Origin of the sequence: Patiriisocius sp. (assembly GCF_051252435.1) — a bacterium.
Classification (GTDB): domain Bacteria; phylum Bacteroidota; class Bacteroidia; order Flavobacteriales; family Flavobacteriaceae; genus Patiriisocius.
The window spans coordinates 421,130-437,226 of sequence record NZ_JBPOFW010000003.1 but is presented as its reverse complement, the minus strand read 5'-3'; the positions used below and the strand labels follow the sequence as shown (position 1 = coordinate 437,226).

Annotated in this window: 17 protein-coding genes; 11 read left to right on the top strand and 6 right to left on the bottom strand. The window is 34.2% G+C overall.

The annotated features are described in order from the left end of the window. Positions 1-60 precede the first annotated feature (60 nt). From ACSHW7_RS09490 to ACSHW7_RS09475, 4 genes are all read right to left on the bottom strand, one after another. Positions 61-1,926 carry a sensor histidine kinase gene (locus ACSHW7_RS09490; protein ID WP_435679106.1) on the bottom strand — a complete coding sequence of 622 codons (1,866 nt, stop codon included), beginning with the start codon at positions 1,924-1,926 and terminating at the stop codon, positions 61-63. Positions 1,927-1,933: 7 nt separating this feature from the next. Further along, positions 1,934-2,410: a hypothetical protein gene (locus ACSHW7_RS09485; protein ID WP_435679105.1), complete on the bottom strand. Its 477-nt coding sequence runs from the start codon at positions 2,408-2,410 to the stop codon at positions 1,934-1,936. Positions 2,411-2,421: 11 nt separating this feature from the next. Then, positions 2,422-3,006 carry a hypothetical protein gene (locus tag ACSHW7_RS09480; RefSeq protein WP_435679104.1) on the bottom strand — a complete coding sequence of 195 codons (585 nt, stop codon included), beginning with the start codon at positions 3,004-3,006 and terminating at the stop codon, positions 2,422-2,424. 210 nt (positions 3,007-3,216) lie between these two features. After that, positions 3,217-3,405: a hypothetical protein gene (locus ACSHW7_RS09475; RefSeq protein WP_435679103.1), complete on the bottom strand. Its 189-nt coding sequence runs from the start codon at positions 3,403-3,405 to the stop codon at positions 3,217-3,219. A 71-nt stretch (positions 3,406-3,476) separates the two neighbouring features. On the opposite strand from ACSHW7_RS09475, the gene ACSHW7_RS09470 reads away from it, so the two are divergent. Next, complete coding sequence (locus ACSHW7_RS09470) at positions 3,477-3,863, top strand: hypothetical protein (RefSeq protein WP_435679102.1); 387 nt, start codon at positions 3,477-3,479, stop codon at positions 3,861-3,863. Between the two features lie 74 nt (positions 3,864-3,937). On the opposite strand, the gene ACSHW7_RS09465 is transcribed toward ACSHW7_RS09470, so the two are convergent. Continuing rightward, a complete protein-coding gene (locus tag ACSHW7_RS09465) occupies positions 3,938-5,011 on the bottom strand; it encodes a branched-chain amino acid aminotransferase (RefSeq protein ID WP_435679101.1) in 1,074 nt (357 codons plus the stop codon). Positions 5,012-5,123: 112 nt separating this feature from the next. Here ACSHW7_RS09465 and ACSHW7_RS09460 point away from each other — a divergent pair, with 112 nt between their 5' ends. The 3 genes from ACSHW7_RS09460 (at position 5,124) to ACSHW7_RS09450 (ending at position 7,579) form a co-directional block, all read left to right on the top strand. Further along, positions 5,124-5,642: a DUF4920 domain-containing protein gene (locus ACSHW7_RS09460; RefSeq protein WP_435679100.1), complete on the top strand. Its 519-nt coding sequence runs from the start codon at positions 5,124-5,126 to the stop codon at positions 5,640-5,642. 1 nt (position 5,643) lies between these two features. Then, complete coding sequence (gene mnmD / locus ACSHW7_RS09455) at positions 5,644-6,312, top strand: tRNA (5-methylaminomethyl-2-thiouridine)(34)-methyltransferase MnmD (RefSeq protein WP_435679099.1); 669 nt, start codon at positions 5,644-5,646, stop codon at positions 6,310-6,312. A 355-nt stretch (positions 6,313-6,667) separates the two neighbouring features. Further along, complete coding sequence (locus tag ACSHW7_RS09450) at positions 6,668-7,579, top strand: TIGR01777 family oxidoreductase (RefSeq protein WP_435679098.1); 912 nt, start codon at positions 6,668-6,670, stop codon at positions 7,577-7,579. A gap of 66 nt (positions 7,580-7,645) precedes the next feature. On the opposite strand, the gene ACSHW7_RS09445 is transcribed toward ACSHW7_RS09450, so the two are convergent. Beyond that, entirely contained in the window at positions 7,646-8,314 is a 669-nt protein-coding gene (locus ACSHW7_RS09445) for a YceI family protein (RefSeq protein ID WP_435679097.1), read from the bottom strand. A gap of 158 nt (positions 8,315-8,472) precedes the next feature. On the opposite strand from ACSHW7_RS09445, the gene ACSHW7_RS09440 reads away from it, so the two are divergent. From ACSHW7_RS09440 to ACSHW7_RS09410, 7 genes are all read left to right on the top strand, one after another. Further along, positions 8,473-9,024, top strand: coding sequence for a nucleotide exchange factor GrpE (locus tag ACSHW7_RS09440; protein WP_435679096.1), 552 nt, complete (start codon positions 8,473-8,475; stop codon positions 9,022-9,024). 97 nt (positions 9,025-9,121) lie between these two features. Next, positions 9,122-10,240, top strand: coding sequence for a molecular chaperone DnaJ (dnaJ, locus tag ACSHW7_RS09435; protein WP_435679095.1), 1,119 nt, complete (start codon positions 9,122-9,124; stop codon positions 10,238-10,240). Positions 10,241-10,537: 297 nt separating this feature from the next. Continuing rightward, positions 10,538-11,464: an ABC transporter ATP-binding protein gene (locus ACSHW7_RS09430; protein WP_435679094.1), complete on the top strand. Its 927-nt coding sequence runs from the start codon at positions 10,538-10,540 to the stop codon at positions 11,462-11,464. Between the two features lie 6 nt (positions 11,465-11,470). Then, on the top strand, positions 11,471-12,781 hold the full coding sequence (locus ACSHW7_RS09425; protein WP_435679093.1) for an ABC transporter permease: 1,311 nt from the start codon (positions 11,471-11,473) through the stop codon (positions 12,779-12,781). A 2-nt stretch (positions 12,782-12,783) separates the two neighbouring features. After that, on the top strand, positions 12,784-13,722 hold the full coding sequence (locus tag ACSHW7_RS09420) for a mechanosensitive ion channel family protein (RefSeq protein WP_435679133.1): 939 nt from the start codon (positions 12,784-12,786) through the stop codon (positions 13,720-13,722). A 24-nt stretch (positions 13,723-13,746) separates the two neighbouring features. Then, a complete protein-coding gene (locus ACSHW7_RS09415; RefSeq protein WP_435679092.1) occupies positions 13,747-14,658 on the top strand; it encodes a DUF6268 family outer membrane beta-barrel protein in 912 nt (303 codons plus the stop codon). Between the two features lie 10 nt (positions 14,659-14,668). After that, entirely contained in the window at positions 14,669-15,835 is a 1,167-nt protein-coding gene (locus ACSHW7_RS09410; protein WP_435679091.1) for a sigma-54-dependent transcriptional regulator, read from the top strand. The last annotated feature ends 262 nt before the right edge of the window (positions 15,836-16,097 follow it).

Genomic DNA, 16,097 nt, shown 5'->3' with positions numbered 1-16,097 from the left:
TTTAGCTTTTGCTAATTTAAAAAATATAAATACTAAATTTAATACCCTTTAATGGGTAATTTAATTCGCGGGTACGTCAATTATTATAGTAGTTCCCTTTCCTGGGCTAGTATCAATTTCAAAAGTTCCATCAATAAATTCGATTCTCTTTTCAATGTTTCCAATCCCCATGCCATTTGATTTGCTCAATTTTTTTCCTTCTGAAATTCCAATGCCATTATCCTCAATGATTACATTGATGACACCTTCGTGCTGGGTAATAGCGATAGAGGCTTCCGAAGCTTTTGAGTGTTTGATAATATTTGTCACTAATTCTTGAATAACTCTAAAAAGTGTGATTTCTAGACTGTTTTCAATACGATTTTCAAGTCCAAAATGAGACACTTCAATTAGTAGTTTTCCATTGGCACTGGCATTGCTGGCTAGTTTTTGAACTGCTGGTAACAATCCGTTTTTAGCGATAACACCACTATTTTTAACGTGAGATATATTTCGGATTTCATTATAAGCATCATTTAAAAGATGGCTCGTTTTTGTGAAAAGCTCATCGGTAATTTCGGTTTTGTTGCGGTTGTTTTTTAAATGTTCAAATTGAAGTCTGGCAGCAGCTAGCGTGGCTCCCACATTATCGTGTAAATCTCCCGCAAGTCTTTGTCTCTCTTTTTCTTGCCCAGCAATCATGGCATCAAGGGTTGTTAATTCTTGTTCTTTGAGGAGTGTTTCGGTTTTTTGAATTTCAATTTCTCTTTCTTGCTCGGCGATACGTTGTTTGCGTTTTGTTATTCTGTTAATAAGCGTAGCAATTATTCCTACTAGGATTAATAATCCTGCTAGACCAAATAACAAATATTGTTTTTGCTTATTTTGTTTTTCTGAAATGAGTAGTTGTTTTTCTTTTTCTACTATGTTGTACTTTTTTGACAGCTCAGAAATAGCATTCGCTCTATTTGTTTCGTCAACCAAATTGGTAATTTCCATTTTTCGTTCTAAATAGTGAAGTGCGCTGTCTGATTGATTCATTTTTTTGAAATTTTTATAAATCGCATCATTAATTAATAATTGATCACGCCCGTCTTTTTTTTCGATATATGTAACATCTATTTTAGAAAAATATGTGCTTGCTTGTATGTAGTTTTTATTATGGTGTGAAACTGTTCCTAAATTATAATGAATATCATTTAAGTGTTTCATTGAATAATAATAGGTCTCTTTTTTGTAAGAATCAATCGCCTGTTTATAATAAAACTCACTACTATCTTTTCTAGTCGTAAACTCATAATAGTATACACCAAGTGATTGGGCAAACCTGCCAGAAAAAAAATGCAGTCCTTTATCATTAGATATCTTTAAGTTGTTGAGTCCTATTGGAACGGGGTCGATATCAAAATCGTCTCTAAAAGCCATATTTCCCATAATACTTCCCATATAGAAAAAATCGGAATATAATCTCTCGTTAATGTCGTAGGCTTTTTCTTGATATTTAATTGCCATACTATGAAATTCTGGAATATCTTTTTGATTTTTATATTGATATTTTAGTATTCTTTTATAAGTTTCGCATAAGAGAGTGTCATTATCAATTTTCTTTGCAATATTTAACGATTTAATATAGTTTGAATACGCCATACTGTCTGAGAACTTATTTGATTCTTTGAATATATAGTATTCAGCCCTGCTCAAGTAGCTGTAAAATAGTTGTTCATTATTAAGATGATTTTTTTTAAACGTTATGATTGGAATCAATTTACCCGAAGCTAGGTAATGATACTGTTGCATTAGAAAAAAATCCTTGGGCGTATTCGTGTTTAGATTTAGCGTGTCTACAGACTCAAGTTCAAAAGTCCTAATTTTATTGAAAATTGAGGTCTGACCTTGAATTGTAATGTAGAAGAACAGACAAATAATAAACAGGACTTTTCGCATCATATAAAATTTACCATATTACTTGGAATTGACATATTTGTGTTCGTATAGCTAGTTTGGGCATCGACTTAAGCTCGTCTTTAAAATGAATGTCTATTAAAGCATTTTTATTTGCATTAATAGTTTCTACCTCTGTAGGATTAAAAGAGGGAGAATAAGTTGAGGAGTGACTTGTAGAGTCTATAATTATGTCATAAGCAAAATCAACCGGTTCAATCCCTTGCTCTAATCTCTTACTATTGATTTTTTTTACAGCTTCTTGTGATGATTTCTTAAATGTGCCAGTTTTATAAAAATCATTATCCCCGGTTTGTACAATGACTTCACTTACAGTAAAGACACAATTCGTCGAAGTTCTTTCAATAATATTAAATTTACAAGCAACAGACAACATTCCCCCTTCTATAGGTTCAGCATGAACTAGTTGTTGAATGTCTTTTCTTTTTCCTGATAAATCTACTGTAATGGATATGTTATTTCTTGCCATAATTATGTGTTTTATTTTATTCTATCTTGACAGATTTGTGTTCTTATAGGAAATATATCTGGATCTTTTATAAATACTTGAAATTCAATCCAATCACCAATTTTCATTTCATCAAACTTAATAGTATTTTGTTTGATATTAGAGTTGAATTCAATCTGGTCTTCAGTATCAAAAGTTTTGTCAATAGTAATTCCAACTATGTGGCTAATAGGAATATTGCTTTCACGAAGAAAAGAAGTTCTCTTTGCTGTCAAATCTTCAATGTCTACAATTTTGTATTTTTGGTGGGCTACTCTTAAAATATTAAAATTACTAAATACAACATCTGAATATGTATTATCTTTTATTGTTTTAGATTTTATTAAACTACTTATTACAAATGCTCCTTTAAAGTCTTTTGATAAATCTTTGGGAGTTATGAAAATTGTTTGAAGTTGTTGTTCATCCAATTTGTCATCTAAACTAATGGTTAGTGAGGGCGTATTAGAATATATTGGATCAGGGTCTTCTTTAGCCCCACTTTCGCAAATTGAGCAACAAGAATTCAAAAAAAAAAGTAAAAAAATAAAAACAATTATATAGTGTATTCTTTTCATGGTTTTATGTAAGGGTTGGTTTCAGTAAAATTCTATAGTATAATTTGTTTTCTCAATACCCAATAAAGGGTATATTTAAAATCAAGAAAAAACATAACTTTAGGTATGGTTTTTTTTCGTTTTGACATATAATAGATTAACCACAAAATACCTAAAATTTAAAGATTTACAAGAATTAGTAAAAATTAATTTTATATAAATTACTAATCATTAGTTCTTTAAAAAATACTTAGCAACGACGAGCAGACCTATAAAAAAGAGAAAACCAATAAGTACCCAAAAACTACCTTTATAATATTTTTTGTGCAATGATATGTCTTTGCGGTAGCTGTAAATCATGATTCCAACAAAGGCAATCACAAAAAAAAGAGCAAACATCCATTGACCAGTACTGAACATAATTGTTTAATTTTATAGTCACAAAAATAAGGTAAATAGTAATTTAAAACAGGCGCTTTCGCGTTCAAAATATGAAAGATAAAATAGCAGCAGTGCATAAATTCCATTCTGCTTTTGGTTTGGGAATAAAAAATACACCAACAGCAGATTTAAGTGCGAAGAAAAATCTATTGCGTTACGAATTAATGCGCGAAGAAAATGAAGAATATCTAGAAGCAGCGAACAATAACGATTTAGTTGAGGTAGCAGATGCGTTAGGGGATATGCTTTATATTTTATGCGGAACTATCATCGAACACGGCATGCAAGATAAAATAGTAGAAGTATTTAACGAAATCCAGCGCAGCAATATGAGTAAACTGGGTGCAGATGGCAAACCTATTTATAGAGAAGACGGAAAGGTGCTTAAAGGTCCCAATTACTTTAAACCAAATATCGCCGAGATTTTAGAAAAATAGTTTCTGAAATATATAAAAATCAAAATCCGCATTTGGAAATTTCTAAATGCGGATTTTATATTTCTAATGTCAATTTACATTTCAACTTTCATTCTCCAATCAAATGGGTCTTCAGCTCGGTTATATTGAATATCTTGTAATTGTTTTTTGAACATTACTGCATAACTATCATCGAGTTCTTTCAATTCATATATATCATCTTTGTACCCAAAATGGCTGATAAAACTAACCACTGCCGCTGTTCCTGCACCAAAGATTTCTTTCAATGAACCATCTTTTGCTGCATCGATTAATTCACTCACCATTAACTTTCGCACATCAGTTTTGATGCCATTGTGCTTAGCAAGGTCTAAAATACTCTTACGTGTCACACCATCTAAAATTCTATCACTGGTTGGCGCCGTAATCAAAGTGTCATTTATTCTAAAAAACACATTCATTGTTCCAGCCTCTTCCAGATATTTATGTTCATTAGAGTCTGTCCAGATTATTTGCTGAAAACCTTTTTCTTGAGCCAAACTCGTTGGGTAAAACTGTGCTCCGTAATTTCCAGCAGCTTTTGCAGCACCCACACCGCCATTTGCAGAACGGCTGTATTTTTCTGCAATCAATACCTTTACAAAACCTTTATAGTATGCTTGTACAGGTGACATCAAAATCATGAATTTATATTCTTTTGAAGGTGAAGCCGAAACCCCTACCTCAGTAGCAATAACAAATGGACGAATATAGAGAGAGTTACCATCCCCTTTTTTAATCCAAGCATTATCTAGGCGCAATAATTCATTTAAAGCATCAAAGAATATCTCTTTTGGAAATTCAGGAATTGCCATTCTTTTAGAAGACTTATTGATACGCTTCAAATTTTGATTGGGTCTAAACAAAAATACATCATCGTTTTCATCCTTGTAGGCTTTCATTCCTTCGAAAACAGCCTGCCCGTAATGAAAAACTTTCAACCCTGGATAAACGAGCATAGGTCCATAAGGTTTTATAGTAGGTCGTTGCCATGCTCCATCTTTATAATCACATTCAAACATGTGGTCTGTAAAGGTCTTACCGAACACTAGATTTTTAAAATCAACTTCGCCAATTTTTGTAGAAGTGGCTTTTTCAATATGCAGCGTACTATCTATGCTATTTATCATTAGTTACAATTGTTTATTTCGCAAAAATAACGATTTTTTAGACTATTTTTTTGCTAAAAAATCCCTAAAATTGCATTATATTAATAACTTTTAATTCTGAAATTTTAAGGCCATGAAAAATATTGCAATTTTATTGATAATCTGTGTGAGCGTGATTGCTTGTAAGACAAATTCCGAAGAGAAAAAGGAAGAAAACACCATCGCAAAAGTTGAGTACAAATCAATTGGGGATGACGTGAAACAAGAAAATGTTTTGTCTAAAACCGAAATGATTGAAACCTACAAAAATTTAAAACCAGGCGACACTGTCGATGTTAAATTCAAAACCAAAGTGAATGCCGTTTGTCAAGCAAAAGGGTGCTGGATGCGTATGGATCTAGGCGAAGAAGAAGCGATGGTAAAATTTAAGGATTATGCATTTTTTATGCCTTTAGATCTTGCAGGAAAAGATGTTATAGTTGATGGAAAAGCGTATGTGGCTGAGGTAAGTGTGGACGAACAACGCCACTATGCGGAGGACGGCGGGAGCACACCAGAGGAAGTTGCTGCCATAACAGAGCCAAAACGTACACTTTCATTCATGTCTTCAGGGGTTTTGGTTCCTGTGGAAGAGGGCAACATGGAAGAATAGTTTGAAACGCGAAATAGTTACCACAGGAGACGGCTCTGTCTCCATTTACATTCCAGAATTAGACGAGCAGTATCACTCCAAACACGGTGCGATTAACGAGGCTGTACACGTATTTATTAAAATGGGCTTGCATCATTATGCCGAAATTTCTGGCGATAACAATATTTCCATTTTAGAAATAGGTTTTGGAACTGGACTAAACGCTTTTCTTACCCTAATCGAAAGTGAAAAGCAAAATATCCATATCCAATATACTGGAGTGGATGCCTATCCCGTCACGATAGCCGAAACTTCGCAACTCAATTATCCAAATGAATTAAAAGCATCGCAAGTAAATTTTAATAAAATGCATGAAGTGCCTTGGGAAACTCTGGCTTCCATTACACCTCAATTCAGTTTAAAGAAAGAGCAATTGCTGTTTGCTGAAATTAAAAATAAAAATGAATTTGACATCGTCTATTTTGACGCTTTTGGGTCACGCGTGCATCCAGAAATGTGGGAAGAAACTGCTTTTGCTACGATGTACAATGCATTAAAAAAAGGAGGAATCCTCGTTACATATGCCGCAAAGGGAAGTGCTCGCAGAGCCATGCAAGCGGTAGGTTTTAAAGTAGAGAGACTCCCAGGGCCTCCAGGAAAAAGAGAAATGCTGCGTGCTACTAAACAATGAAACATAAATTGAGTTTTTCATATTCAATGTGATTAAAACTTGCATTGAATCTGAATAAAAAACTTAAAAAAACACCCTTCTTTTTACTGGTAAAAGTGGGTGTTTTTAGTTTTGGTCAATTTTGGTTTTTAGTTTTTTTAAATGTGGCATCAACAGTTGTGAGTTTCAGCAAAGTCATATTTCCGAAGCAATAATGTTAATCCTTTTAATTAAAAGAAAATCTACAATCGCAAATTATAAAAGTGTGTCATAATCTTTAGTTAATCATTGTTAATCCCTATTGCTTTTCCTAGTGCGATGTTTACCTTTAATTAGGAACCAATGTTAAATACCCCAAACATCAATAACAGAAATTATGAAAGTGTTAATTACAGGAGCTACGGGACTTATAGGGTCAAAGCTCACCAAGTTGTGCCATGAGAAAGGAATAATCGTTCATTATCTTACTACGAGCAAAGAGAAAATAATAAATAAAGATAATTATAAAGGTTTCTATTGGAATCCTTCAACTAATTATATCGATGCGAAATGTTTCGATGGTGTTACAACCATAGTTAATCTTGTGGGAGCGACAATTTCTAAAAGATGGACAGACAAATACAAAAAAATAATAATAGAAAGTAGAACTGAAACCGCACATCTTATTTTTGAAACATTAAAATCAATTTATCATAACGTTGGTCATTTTATATCTGCAAGTGGTGTAAGTATTTATCCCAATAGTGAAACAGAATTGTATACTGAGGAATATGTGGGAGTTGATGATAGTTTTTTAGGGAAAGTTGTTGTTGAATGGGAAGCTGCCGCGAAACAATTTAAATCTTTGGGTATTGATGTTGCAAAAGTTAGAACTGGGGTAGTTTTAGATAAAGACAAAGGTGCGTTTCCAGAATTAGCCAAACCCGTTAAGATGGGTGTTCCCGCGGTTATTGGAAATGGAAATCAGTGGTTGTCATGGATTCATTTGGACGATATTGCTGGGATTTATATGAAAATTATCAAGGACAAAGATGAAGGTATTTTCAATGCAGTAGCGCCTACACCGGTAACCAATAAACGAATCACAAAATTACTTGCCGAAAAATACAATGTACCTATGTGGTTGCCAAAAATTCCAAGTTTTGTTCTGAAATTAGCCCTTGGAGAAATGGCAATTTTAGTTACAGAAGGTCAATTAGTCAGTAGTAAAAAAATTGAGGCATTGGGTTATAAATTTGTATATTATAATATAGAAAATGCGCTCGACGATTTAATTGAAAAAAAATAAAAGTGTTGAAAACAAAAAAGGCTCGGTTAAAACAACCGAGCCTTTTTAATATTTTGAAAACAAGTATTACTTAGCAGCAACAACGTTAATTTGTAACGTCATCATATCGCTGATAAATTTATCTCCTAAATTATCAAAGAATTTTTTAGAACCATATTGAATATCCCATAGAGTACGGTCAATTTCGAACTTATCACTTTCCAAACGTACCATGTTTCCTTCCTCCATTACTCTAACAGGAAAAGTTACATTGTTAGTTTTTCCTTTCATTGTAAGATTTCCGCTTAATTGCGCAACACCATCAACCATGTTAGTTCCTGTAATTTCAAAAGTTGCAGTTGGGTATTTGTTTACATTAAAAAAATCTCCTTCTTTGCCCTCAACAGTTCCCATTAAATGTTGTTCAAGGCTTTCTTTACCATTATCAGCTTCAAGGTCAGTAACGTTGATGCTTTTCATATCTACAACCACTTTTCCGCTTTCAACAACACCGTTATTTACATAAACAGAACCTTCGTTGATAGCAATTGTTCCTGTGTGAGTTCCAGTAGGTTTATTACCTTCCCACATAATTTTTGAATCTCCATTTTTAATAGTGTACATAGAAGCACTGTCTGTTGCAGCTGCAACTTCTTTAGCATCAGTTGTATCACTGTCTTTAACCTCATTTTTACAAGAAGTAAATCCTAAAGCTAGAGCAGCTACAAATGCAATATTTAATACTTGATTTTTCATTGTTTGTTGTTTTAATTTTTGTGAGCGGCAAAATTAACTGTAATCCAATTAATTTATCTTAAAAAAGTATTAAAATTTTTGCGTGACATTTTGACAATTTTATAAGATTGGCAGTACATTTGCACCCTCTCAAAAAAATTGAAAAAGCACTCAAAATCATGAGCAAAGAAGATAAAAATACAAAATCGGTCGTTGATGAAAATATCATCAATGACACAGAACAAGCAATAAAAGAGGAATCTGAAAATGTAGCAGAGTCGCAGGAAGAAGAATCTCTAGAGGATAAACTGCAAGCCGAAAAAGACAGATATCTACGTCTATTTGCAGAGTTTGAAAACTATAAAAAAAGAACAAGCAAAGAACGCATTGAACTTTTTAAAACTGCCGGACAGGATACCATTATGGCAATATTACCCATCCTTGACGATTTTGACAGAGCGATGAATGAGTTTAGCGATGACAAAGATGACGTGCACGTTCAAGGAATGACATTGATAAATAACAAATTGAAAGAAACGTTAAGACAAAAAGGCTTGCACGTTTCTGAAACAAAACCTGGCGACGTTTTCAACGCAGATTTGCACGAAGCAATTACACAAATTCCAGCCCCAAACGAAGACATGAAAGGAAAAATTATTGATGTCATCGAAAAGGGATATACACTTGGAGATAAGATTATAAGGTATCCTAAAGTAGTAATTGGACAATAAATTTTTAGGCTGCGGAAATTTCCGTGGAATAAAATTTTACGAATTTTAATCCCAATTTCTTGGGACATTAAAAAGAAAGCCTTTTAGGCAACAGTTTATGAAAGATGATTTTTACGACATTTTAGGAATTGACAAAAGCGCATCGGCTGCCGAAATAAAAAAAGCATACCGAAAAAAAGCAATCGAATTCCATCCAGATAAAAACCCAGGCGATAGTACTGCTGAAGAAAAGTTTAAAAAAGCAGCAGAAGCTTACGAAGTTTTGAGCGATCCAAATAAAAAAGCACGTTATGATCAGTACGGTCATCGTGCCTTTGAAGGTGGCGGTGGCTTCGGCGGTGGTGGAATGAATATGGATGACATCTTTAGCCAATTTGGAGACATTTTTGGCGGAGGTGGTGGAGGCTTTAGTGGTTTTGGAGGCTTCGGTGGAGGCGGAGGCCGTAGAACTGTAAAAGGCAGCAACCTACGTATTCGTGTAAAATTGACACTTGAGGAAATTGCTAACGGCGTTGAGAAAAAAATTAAAGTAAAACGTAAAAAAGTAGCCAAGGGAACCACTTTTAAAACGTGTGATACATGTAATGGGCAAGGCCAAGTTACTAAAATCCAGAATACAATTTTAGGCCGCATGCAAACAAGTGCAACGTGTAGTACATGTGGCGGGGCTGGGCAAACCGTTGAAAATAAACCTGCAAATGCAGATGCCAACGGAATGCTTTCTACTGAAGAAACCGTTTCTATTAAAATACCTGCTGGGGTAGTGGATGGTATGCAATTAAAAGTTACCGGAAAAGGGAACGATGCACCCGGAAATGGAATTGCAGGAGATTTATTGGTTGCCATTGAAGAAATTCCACACGAGTATTTGCAAAGAGAAGGTGACAATTTACATTATGATATGTACATCAGCTTTTCGGAGGCTGTCTTGGGGACATCAAAAGAGATAGATACGGTAACAGGAAAAGTGAGAATTCCAATCGATAGCGGCGTTCAAAGCGGAAAGATTTTAAGGCTAAGAAAAAAGGGAATTCCTAGTATAAATGGGTATGGTACAGGAGATTTATTGGTTCATGTAAATGTTTGGACACCAAAAACGTTGACCAAGGAACAAAAAGATTTCTTTGAAAAAATGAGTAACGACAGCCATTTTGAGCCTAAACCAGAAAAGGAAGACAAGTCATTTTTTGAAAAAGTTAAAGATATGTTCTCATAATTAACGTTTCGTTAAGAAATTTTATTATATTTGAATATCACTACTTCTTAGTGGTGATAATTTTTCTTTTTCATAGCAATTTTTTTCCCTCCCTCAATGCAAATTGAGGGAGGGTTTTGCTTTTTAGTCGTTTTTGTTTTTTCTCAATAGAAAAGCAATCAAATAACTATAAAATAAAACTCCAACAATTTCTGTAACAAGTCACAACATTATTGTACTAATGTCATGTAAATTGAGTCCCCTTTGAGAGCGCAAATACTTCTCAAATCAATACCTTTGCCAACTATAAAATAGACTATGGAATATCTTTTAAAAGCTGAAAACGTTTCGAAATCCTACGGAAATTTCACAGCATTGAACAATGTAACTATTGAAGTCCCCAAGGGGTGTATTTTTGGATTATTGGGCCCCAATGGTGCAGGAAAAACCACTTTGATTAGAATCATCAACCAAATTACAATGCCCGATACAGGTAAAGTATTTCTTGACGGAGAGCCATTACAACCGCACCACGTTCAAAACATAGGCTACCTTCCAGAGGAGAGAGGACTGTATAAATCTATGAAAGTGGGAGAGCAATGTGTCTATCTTGCCCAATTAAAAGGACTCAGTAACACCGAAGCTAAAAAAAGATTAAAATACTGGTTTGAGCGTCTAGAAATAGGGGATTGGTGGAACAAAAAAATTCAAGAGTTGAGCAAAGGTATGGCTCAAAAAATCCAATTTGTGGTAACCGTACTTCACGAGCCTAAGTTGCTCATTTTTGATGAACCATTTAGTGGTTTTGACCCAATCAATGCTAATCTTATCAAAGACGAAATTTTAAAACTACGCAATGACGGAGCGACCATTATATTTTCTACGCACCGTATGGAAAGTGTAGAAGAAATGTGCGACCACATTGCATTGATTAACAAATCAAATAAAATATTGGACGGTAAATTGATTGATATCAAAAGAGCATATCAATCCAATACCTACGAAGTGGGATTACTTACCGAAGATAAATTGGCTGTAACTGCTGCTTTAAAAGAAAGGTTTGATATAAAACCGGCATCATTTAAAAGCATTAATGACGAGCTTCAATGCAAGATAAAAATTCCTGAAAATGCCAGCGCAAATGATTTAGTGAGCTTTTTAACTTCAAAAGGGCAGCTTAATCATTTTGTGGAAGTTATCCCAAGTGCCAATGATATTTTTATTGAAACCGTACAAAAAAACTAAACCGCTATGAATCATCTTCCGTTAATTATAAAAAGAGAATACCTTAATAAGGTGAGAAACAAGTCGTTTATCATCATGACATTTTTGAGTCCTTTGATATTTGTTGGTATTTTTGCGCTGGTGGGTTATCTATCAAGTGTTAACAATGATAAAGTTCGCACAATTTCGGTGCTGGATGAAAGTGGCATGTTTGCAAGTGATTTTGAAGATACTGATAATCAAAAATTTAATATCCTTTCAGGAATCACCTTAGAAGAAGCCAAAAAGTTGAATGAAAATTCAGAAAATTACGGGCTTTTATATATTCCGAAAACGAACAACATAAAAGATTTAGCAAAGCAAACTACTTTTTATTCGACGGAATCACCTTCATTGAGTGTAATTTCAGACATTGAAAATAATATTGAGTCAAAAGTAAATACAGCAATTTTAAAGCAGAATGATATTGACGCTTCAAAAATTGAAGATTTGCAAGTTACTGTCGTGACGCGACAAGAGTCTTTTAAGGGTGAAGAAACATCTAAAGAAGGTTCGCTGGTTAAATTGATTTTTGGAGGTGCAGCGGGTTACTTGCTTTTTATGTTCATTATTATTTATGGTAACATGATTATGCGAAGCGTTATCGAAGAAAAAACAAGTAGAATTATTGAGGTTATTATTTCTTCAGTGAAACCAATGAAGCTATTATTAGGTAAAATAATAGGTACATCACTTGCGGGAGTTACACAATTTGCAGCGTGGGTTATTTTAATTGGGATTTTGACTACTGTGGTAACATTGGTTTTTGGAATCGATCCAGCTTCTATGCAAGCACAACAGCAAGAAATGCTTGCTCAAGGAACATCGGCAGGTTCTCAGGATTTAATGATGAAAGCGTATAATGCTTACGAAACGTTACCGTTGGCCAATCTAATTATTATGTTCTTGTTATTCTTTATTGGAGGTTATTTATTATACGCATCATTGTATGCAGCAATAGGTGCTGCGGTCGATAGTGAGTCTGATACGCAACAATTTATGATGCCTATTCTAATGCCTTTGATTTTGGCTATTTATGTAGGTTTCTTTACGGTTATTGAAAATCCACATGGTACGGTTTCACAGATTTTCAGTTATATTCCTTTTACTTCTCCAGTGGTGATGTTGATGCGAATTCCTTTTGGCGTTCCTATTTGGCAACAAATAATTTCGGTATTGATTTTATTTGCTACATTTATCGGTATTGTTTGGTTTGCAGCAAAAATTTACCGCGTAGGTATTTTGATGTATGGTAAAAAACCAACCTATAAAGAATTGATAAAGTGGCTTAAATATTAATACTGGTGCAAGAGGAAAACGTTTCAGAAAAAATTAAAGAAGTCGTAGAAGAAGATGTATGGGGCGCTATACAGGAATTTCTTAATTACGAGATTATAACGTTTGGCGATAAAGCGCATGAAGTGACTATCACTCCATGGGCTATCATTGCTGTAATCATGTCTTTTTTAATAGCTACTTTTTTATTAAAGTGGATTCGGGTTTTCTTCACTCGTAAAATGGACGCCCAAGACACAAATAAGTTTATCAGTGTCTTTAAATTTATCAAATATATCACATATGTAGTGGTAATATTTGTTGTGTTAAGTGTTTCTGGTGTTAATGTTACTCCTTTCTTAGCGGCCTCTGCTGCACTTTTAGTTGGACTTGGTTTAGCCTTGCAAGAACTTTTTCAAGATGTAATAGGTGGTGTTTTTATTATTATTGACAAGTCGCTTTTAGTGGGAGATATTATTGAGGTAGATGGCAAAGTAGGTCGTATCATTGATATCAAGCTTAGAACGACCAGGGCAATTACGAGAGATGATAAAATTGTGATTATACCCAATCATAAATTTATTACTGAAACAATCTACAATTACACACAAAACCATCGTACAACAAGAGAATTTGTTCGCGTAGGGGTTGCTTACGGAAGTGACACAAGACTGGTTGAAAAGTTATTGCTTAAAAGCGTAAGCGAGCAAAGGGGAGTTTTAAAAAGTCCGAAGCCATTCGTTTTATTTGAAGATTTTGGAGACTCTGCATTGGTTTTTAGCGTTTTGTTTTTCCTAAATGATAGTTTTTCAGACCCTAGAATTAAAAGTGAAATACGTTTCAGAATAGATAACTTGTTCAGAGATAACCAAATAACTATACCTTTCCCTCAAAGAGATGTGCATATTTTTAACAATACTTTAGATTTGAAAAATGAGAATTCAGATAACTTATCAGTAGATTGAACTCTAAATAATATCATTTAATTCATGAAAAGAAGTATCTTAATTGCTATTCTAATTTTAGGGATAGCTCCATTTTCGTATGCACAACTTACAGATTTAGGAAGAGTAGAATATACCTATTTCCCACAAGGGAGTTCTGAAAATTCATTTAAGCGTTTCCGTGCTTTTGTTAACGTCCCTTTTAAATTATCTGAAGATGGATATTTAGTTACAGGATTTGAATATCGTAATTTCTTTTTAAAACTGGAAGACCCTGCAACTCTTGCGGCAATCAACAAAACAAATTTGGAACACTATCAATCTTTTACTTTCAGTTTAGGATATACAGATAAATTTAAAAATAAAGATTTGAGATGGGCCTTACAAGGAGAGATAAAAGCCGCTTCAAATTTTACCGATGGGCTTATAGGTGAGGATATTATATTTGGAGGTAGTGGTTATTTAATTTGGGATAGAACAAGTGAAGAAGACAAAGAGATATATGATAAGCCTTGGCGATTGGTTTTAGGTCTTAATTATTCTACCACCGCTGGCCGACCATTTCCATTGCCTTTTATTAATTATTATAGAGAATTTCATCCAAAATGGAGCTTCGGACTTGGAGTTCCAAAGTCTAATGTGAAATGGGAATTTGTGGAAGATATGGAGCTTCAAGGCTTTGTTACACTTGACGGTTTTTTTGCAAATATACAAGACGGAACTGTTGTTACTTTAGAAAATGGAGAACAAAAAACAGGTGCTAACGTTGGATTCACTACCTTGTTAGGCGGTCTAGGTTACGAATGGGAATTCGTTGACCATATTTTATTCTATGTGTATGGAGGTCATACAATTATAAATGATATTAGAATTAGAGATGAAAATGACGATGATGTTTTTACAATTAATGATACAGGAAGTTTTTATACCCGTGGAGGTATTAAAATAAAAATTTAAACAACCAACTATGCCTAAAATATTAATCATCGAAGATGAAGCAGCAATTCGTCGAGTGCTCGTTAAAATTTTAAGCGAGGAAAATGACACCTACCAAGTTACAGAAGCCGAAGACGGACTCGCTGGAATAGAGCTTATCAAAGATAATGATTACGACCTCGTTCTTTGCGATATAAAAATGCCTAAAATGGACGGCGTTGAAGTATTAGAAGCTGTTAAAAAAATCAAGCCCGAAACACCAATGGTTATGATTAGTGGTCACGGGGATTTAGATACAGCCGTCAACACTATGCGATTGGGAGCATTTGATTATATTTCAAAACCACCAGATTTAAACAGACTTTTAAACACGGTGCGTATTGCTCTAGACAGAAAAGAGTTGGTCGTTGAAAATATTCGTCTTAAGAAAAAGGTGAGTAAAAATTATGAGATGATTGGGGAGAGTGATGCAATTCATCAAATCAAAGATATGATTGAAAAAGTTGCTCAAACCGAAGCTAGAGTTTTTATAACGGGCCCTAACGGAACTGGAAAAGAACTTGTTGCTCACTGGATACACCAAAAAAGTGACCGTCATAAAGGTCCAATGATTGAAGTAAACTGTGCCGCAATCCCAAGCGAACTTATTGAAAGCGAATTGTTTGGTCATGTAAAAGGTGCGTTTACATCTGCAAATAAAGACCGTGCGGGTAAATTTGAAGCAGCAAATAAAGGTACCATTTTCTTGGACGAAATTGGTGACATGAGCCTTTCGGCACAAGCAAAAGTATTAAGAGCTTTACAAGAAAATAAAGTACAGCGTGTGGGCAGTGACAAGGATATCAAAGTTGATGTTCGTGTTGTGGCTGCAACCAATAAAGACCTAAAAAAGGAAATTGCCGAAGGAAATTTCAGAGAGGATTTATACCATCGCCTCGCGGTAATTTTGATAAAAGTACCACCCTTAAATGAACGACGAGAGGATATTCCGTTGTTGATTGATTATTTTACAAAACGTATTGCCACGGAGCACGGTACTGCTGAAAAAAAGTTCTCAGAAAAGGCCATAAAATTATTACAAGAATACGATTGGACGGGTAACATTCGTGAACTGCGCAATGTCATCGAGCGCCTAATTATTTTGGGTAGCGAGGAAATTAATGAAAACGACGTAAAATTATTTGCTTCTAAACAATAGTTTCTTTTAGCTTCCGCGAAAATTTTAACCATTTAAAACCTCTTGCCATTGTTGAACAATTGGAAGAGGTTTTTTGATTTCTGAAATTTGCTTCCGAAATTAGTTTCCGAAGAACTTGAAATTACATTTTAAAACGTTTGTGCAACAAGATTGAACAAAACTTCGTCTATTTGGGTATAAATTAATTTTAAAATGTAAAAAGAATGCTGCTACTGTTACGTCCACTGTTTACTAATTTTTTTCCGTAATTTACATTCCTTAA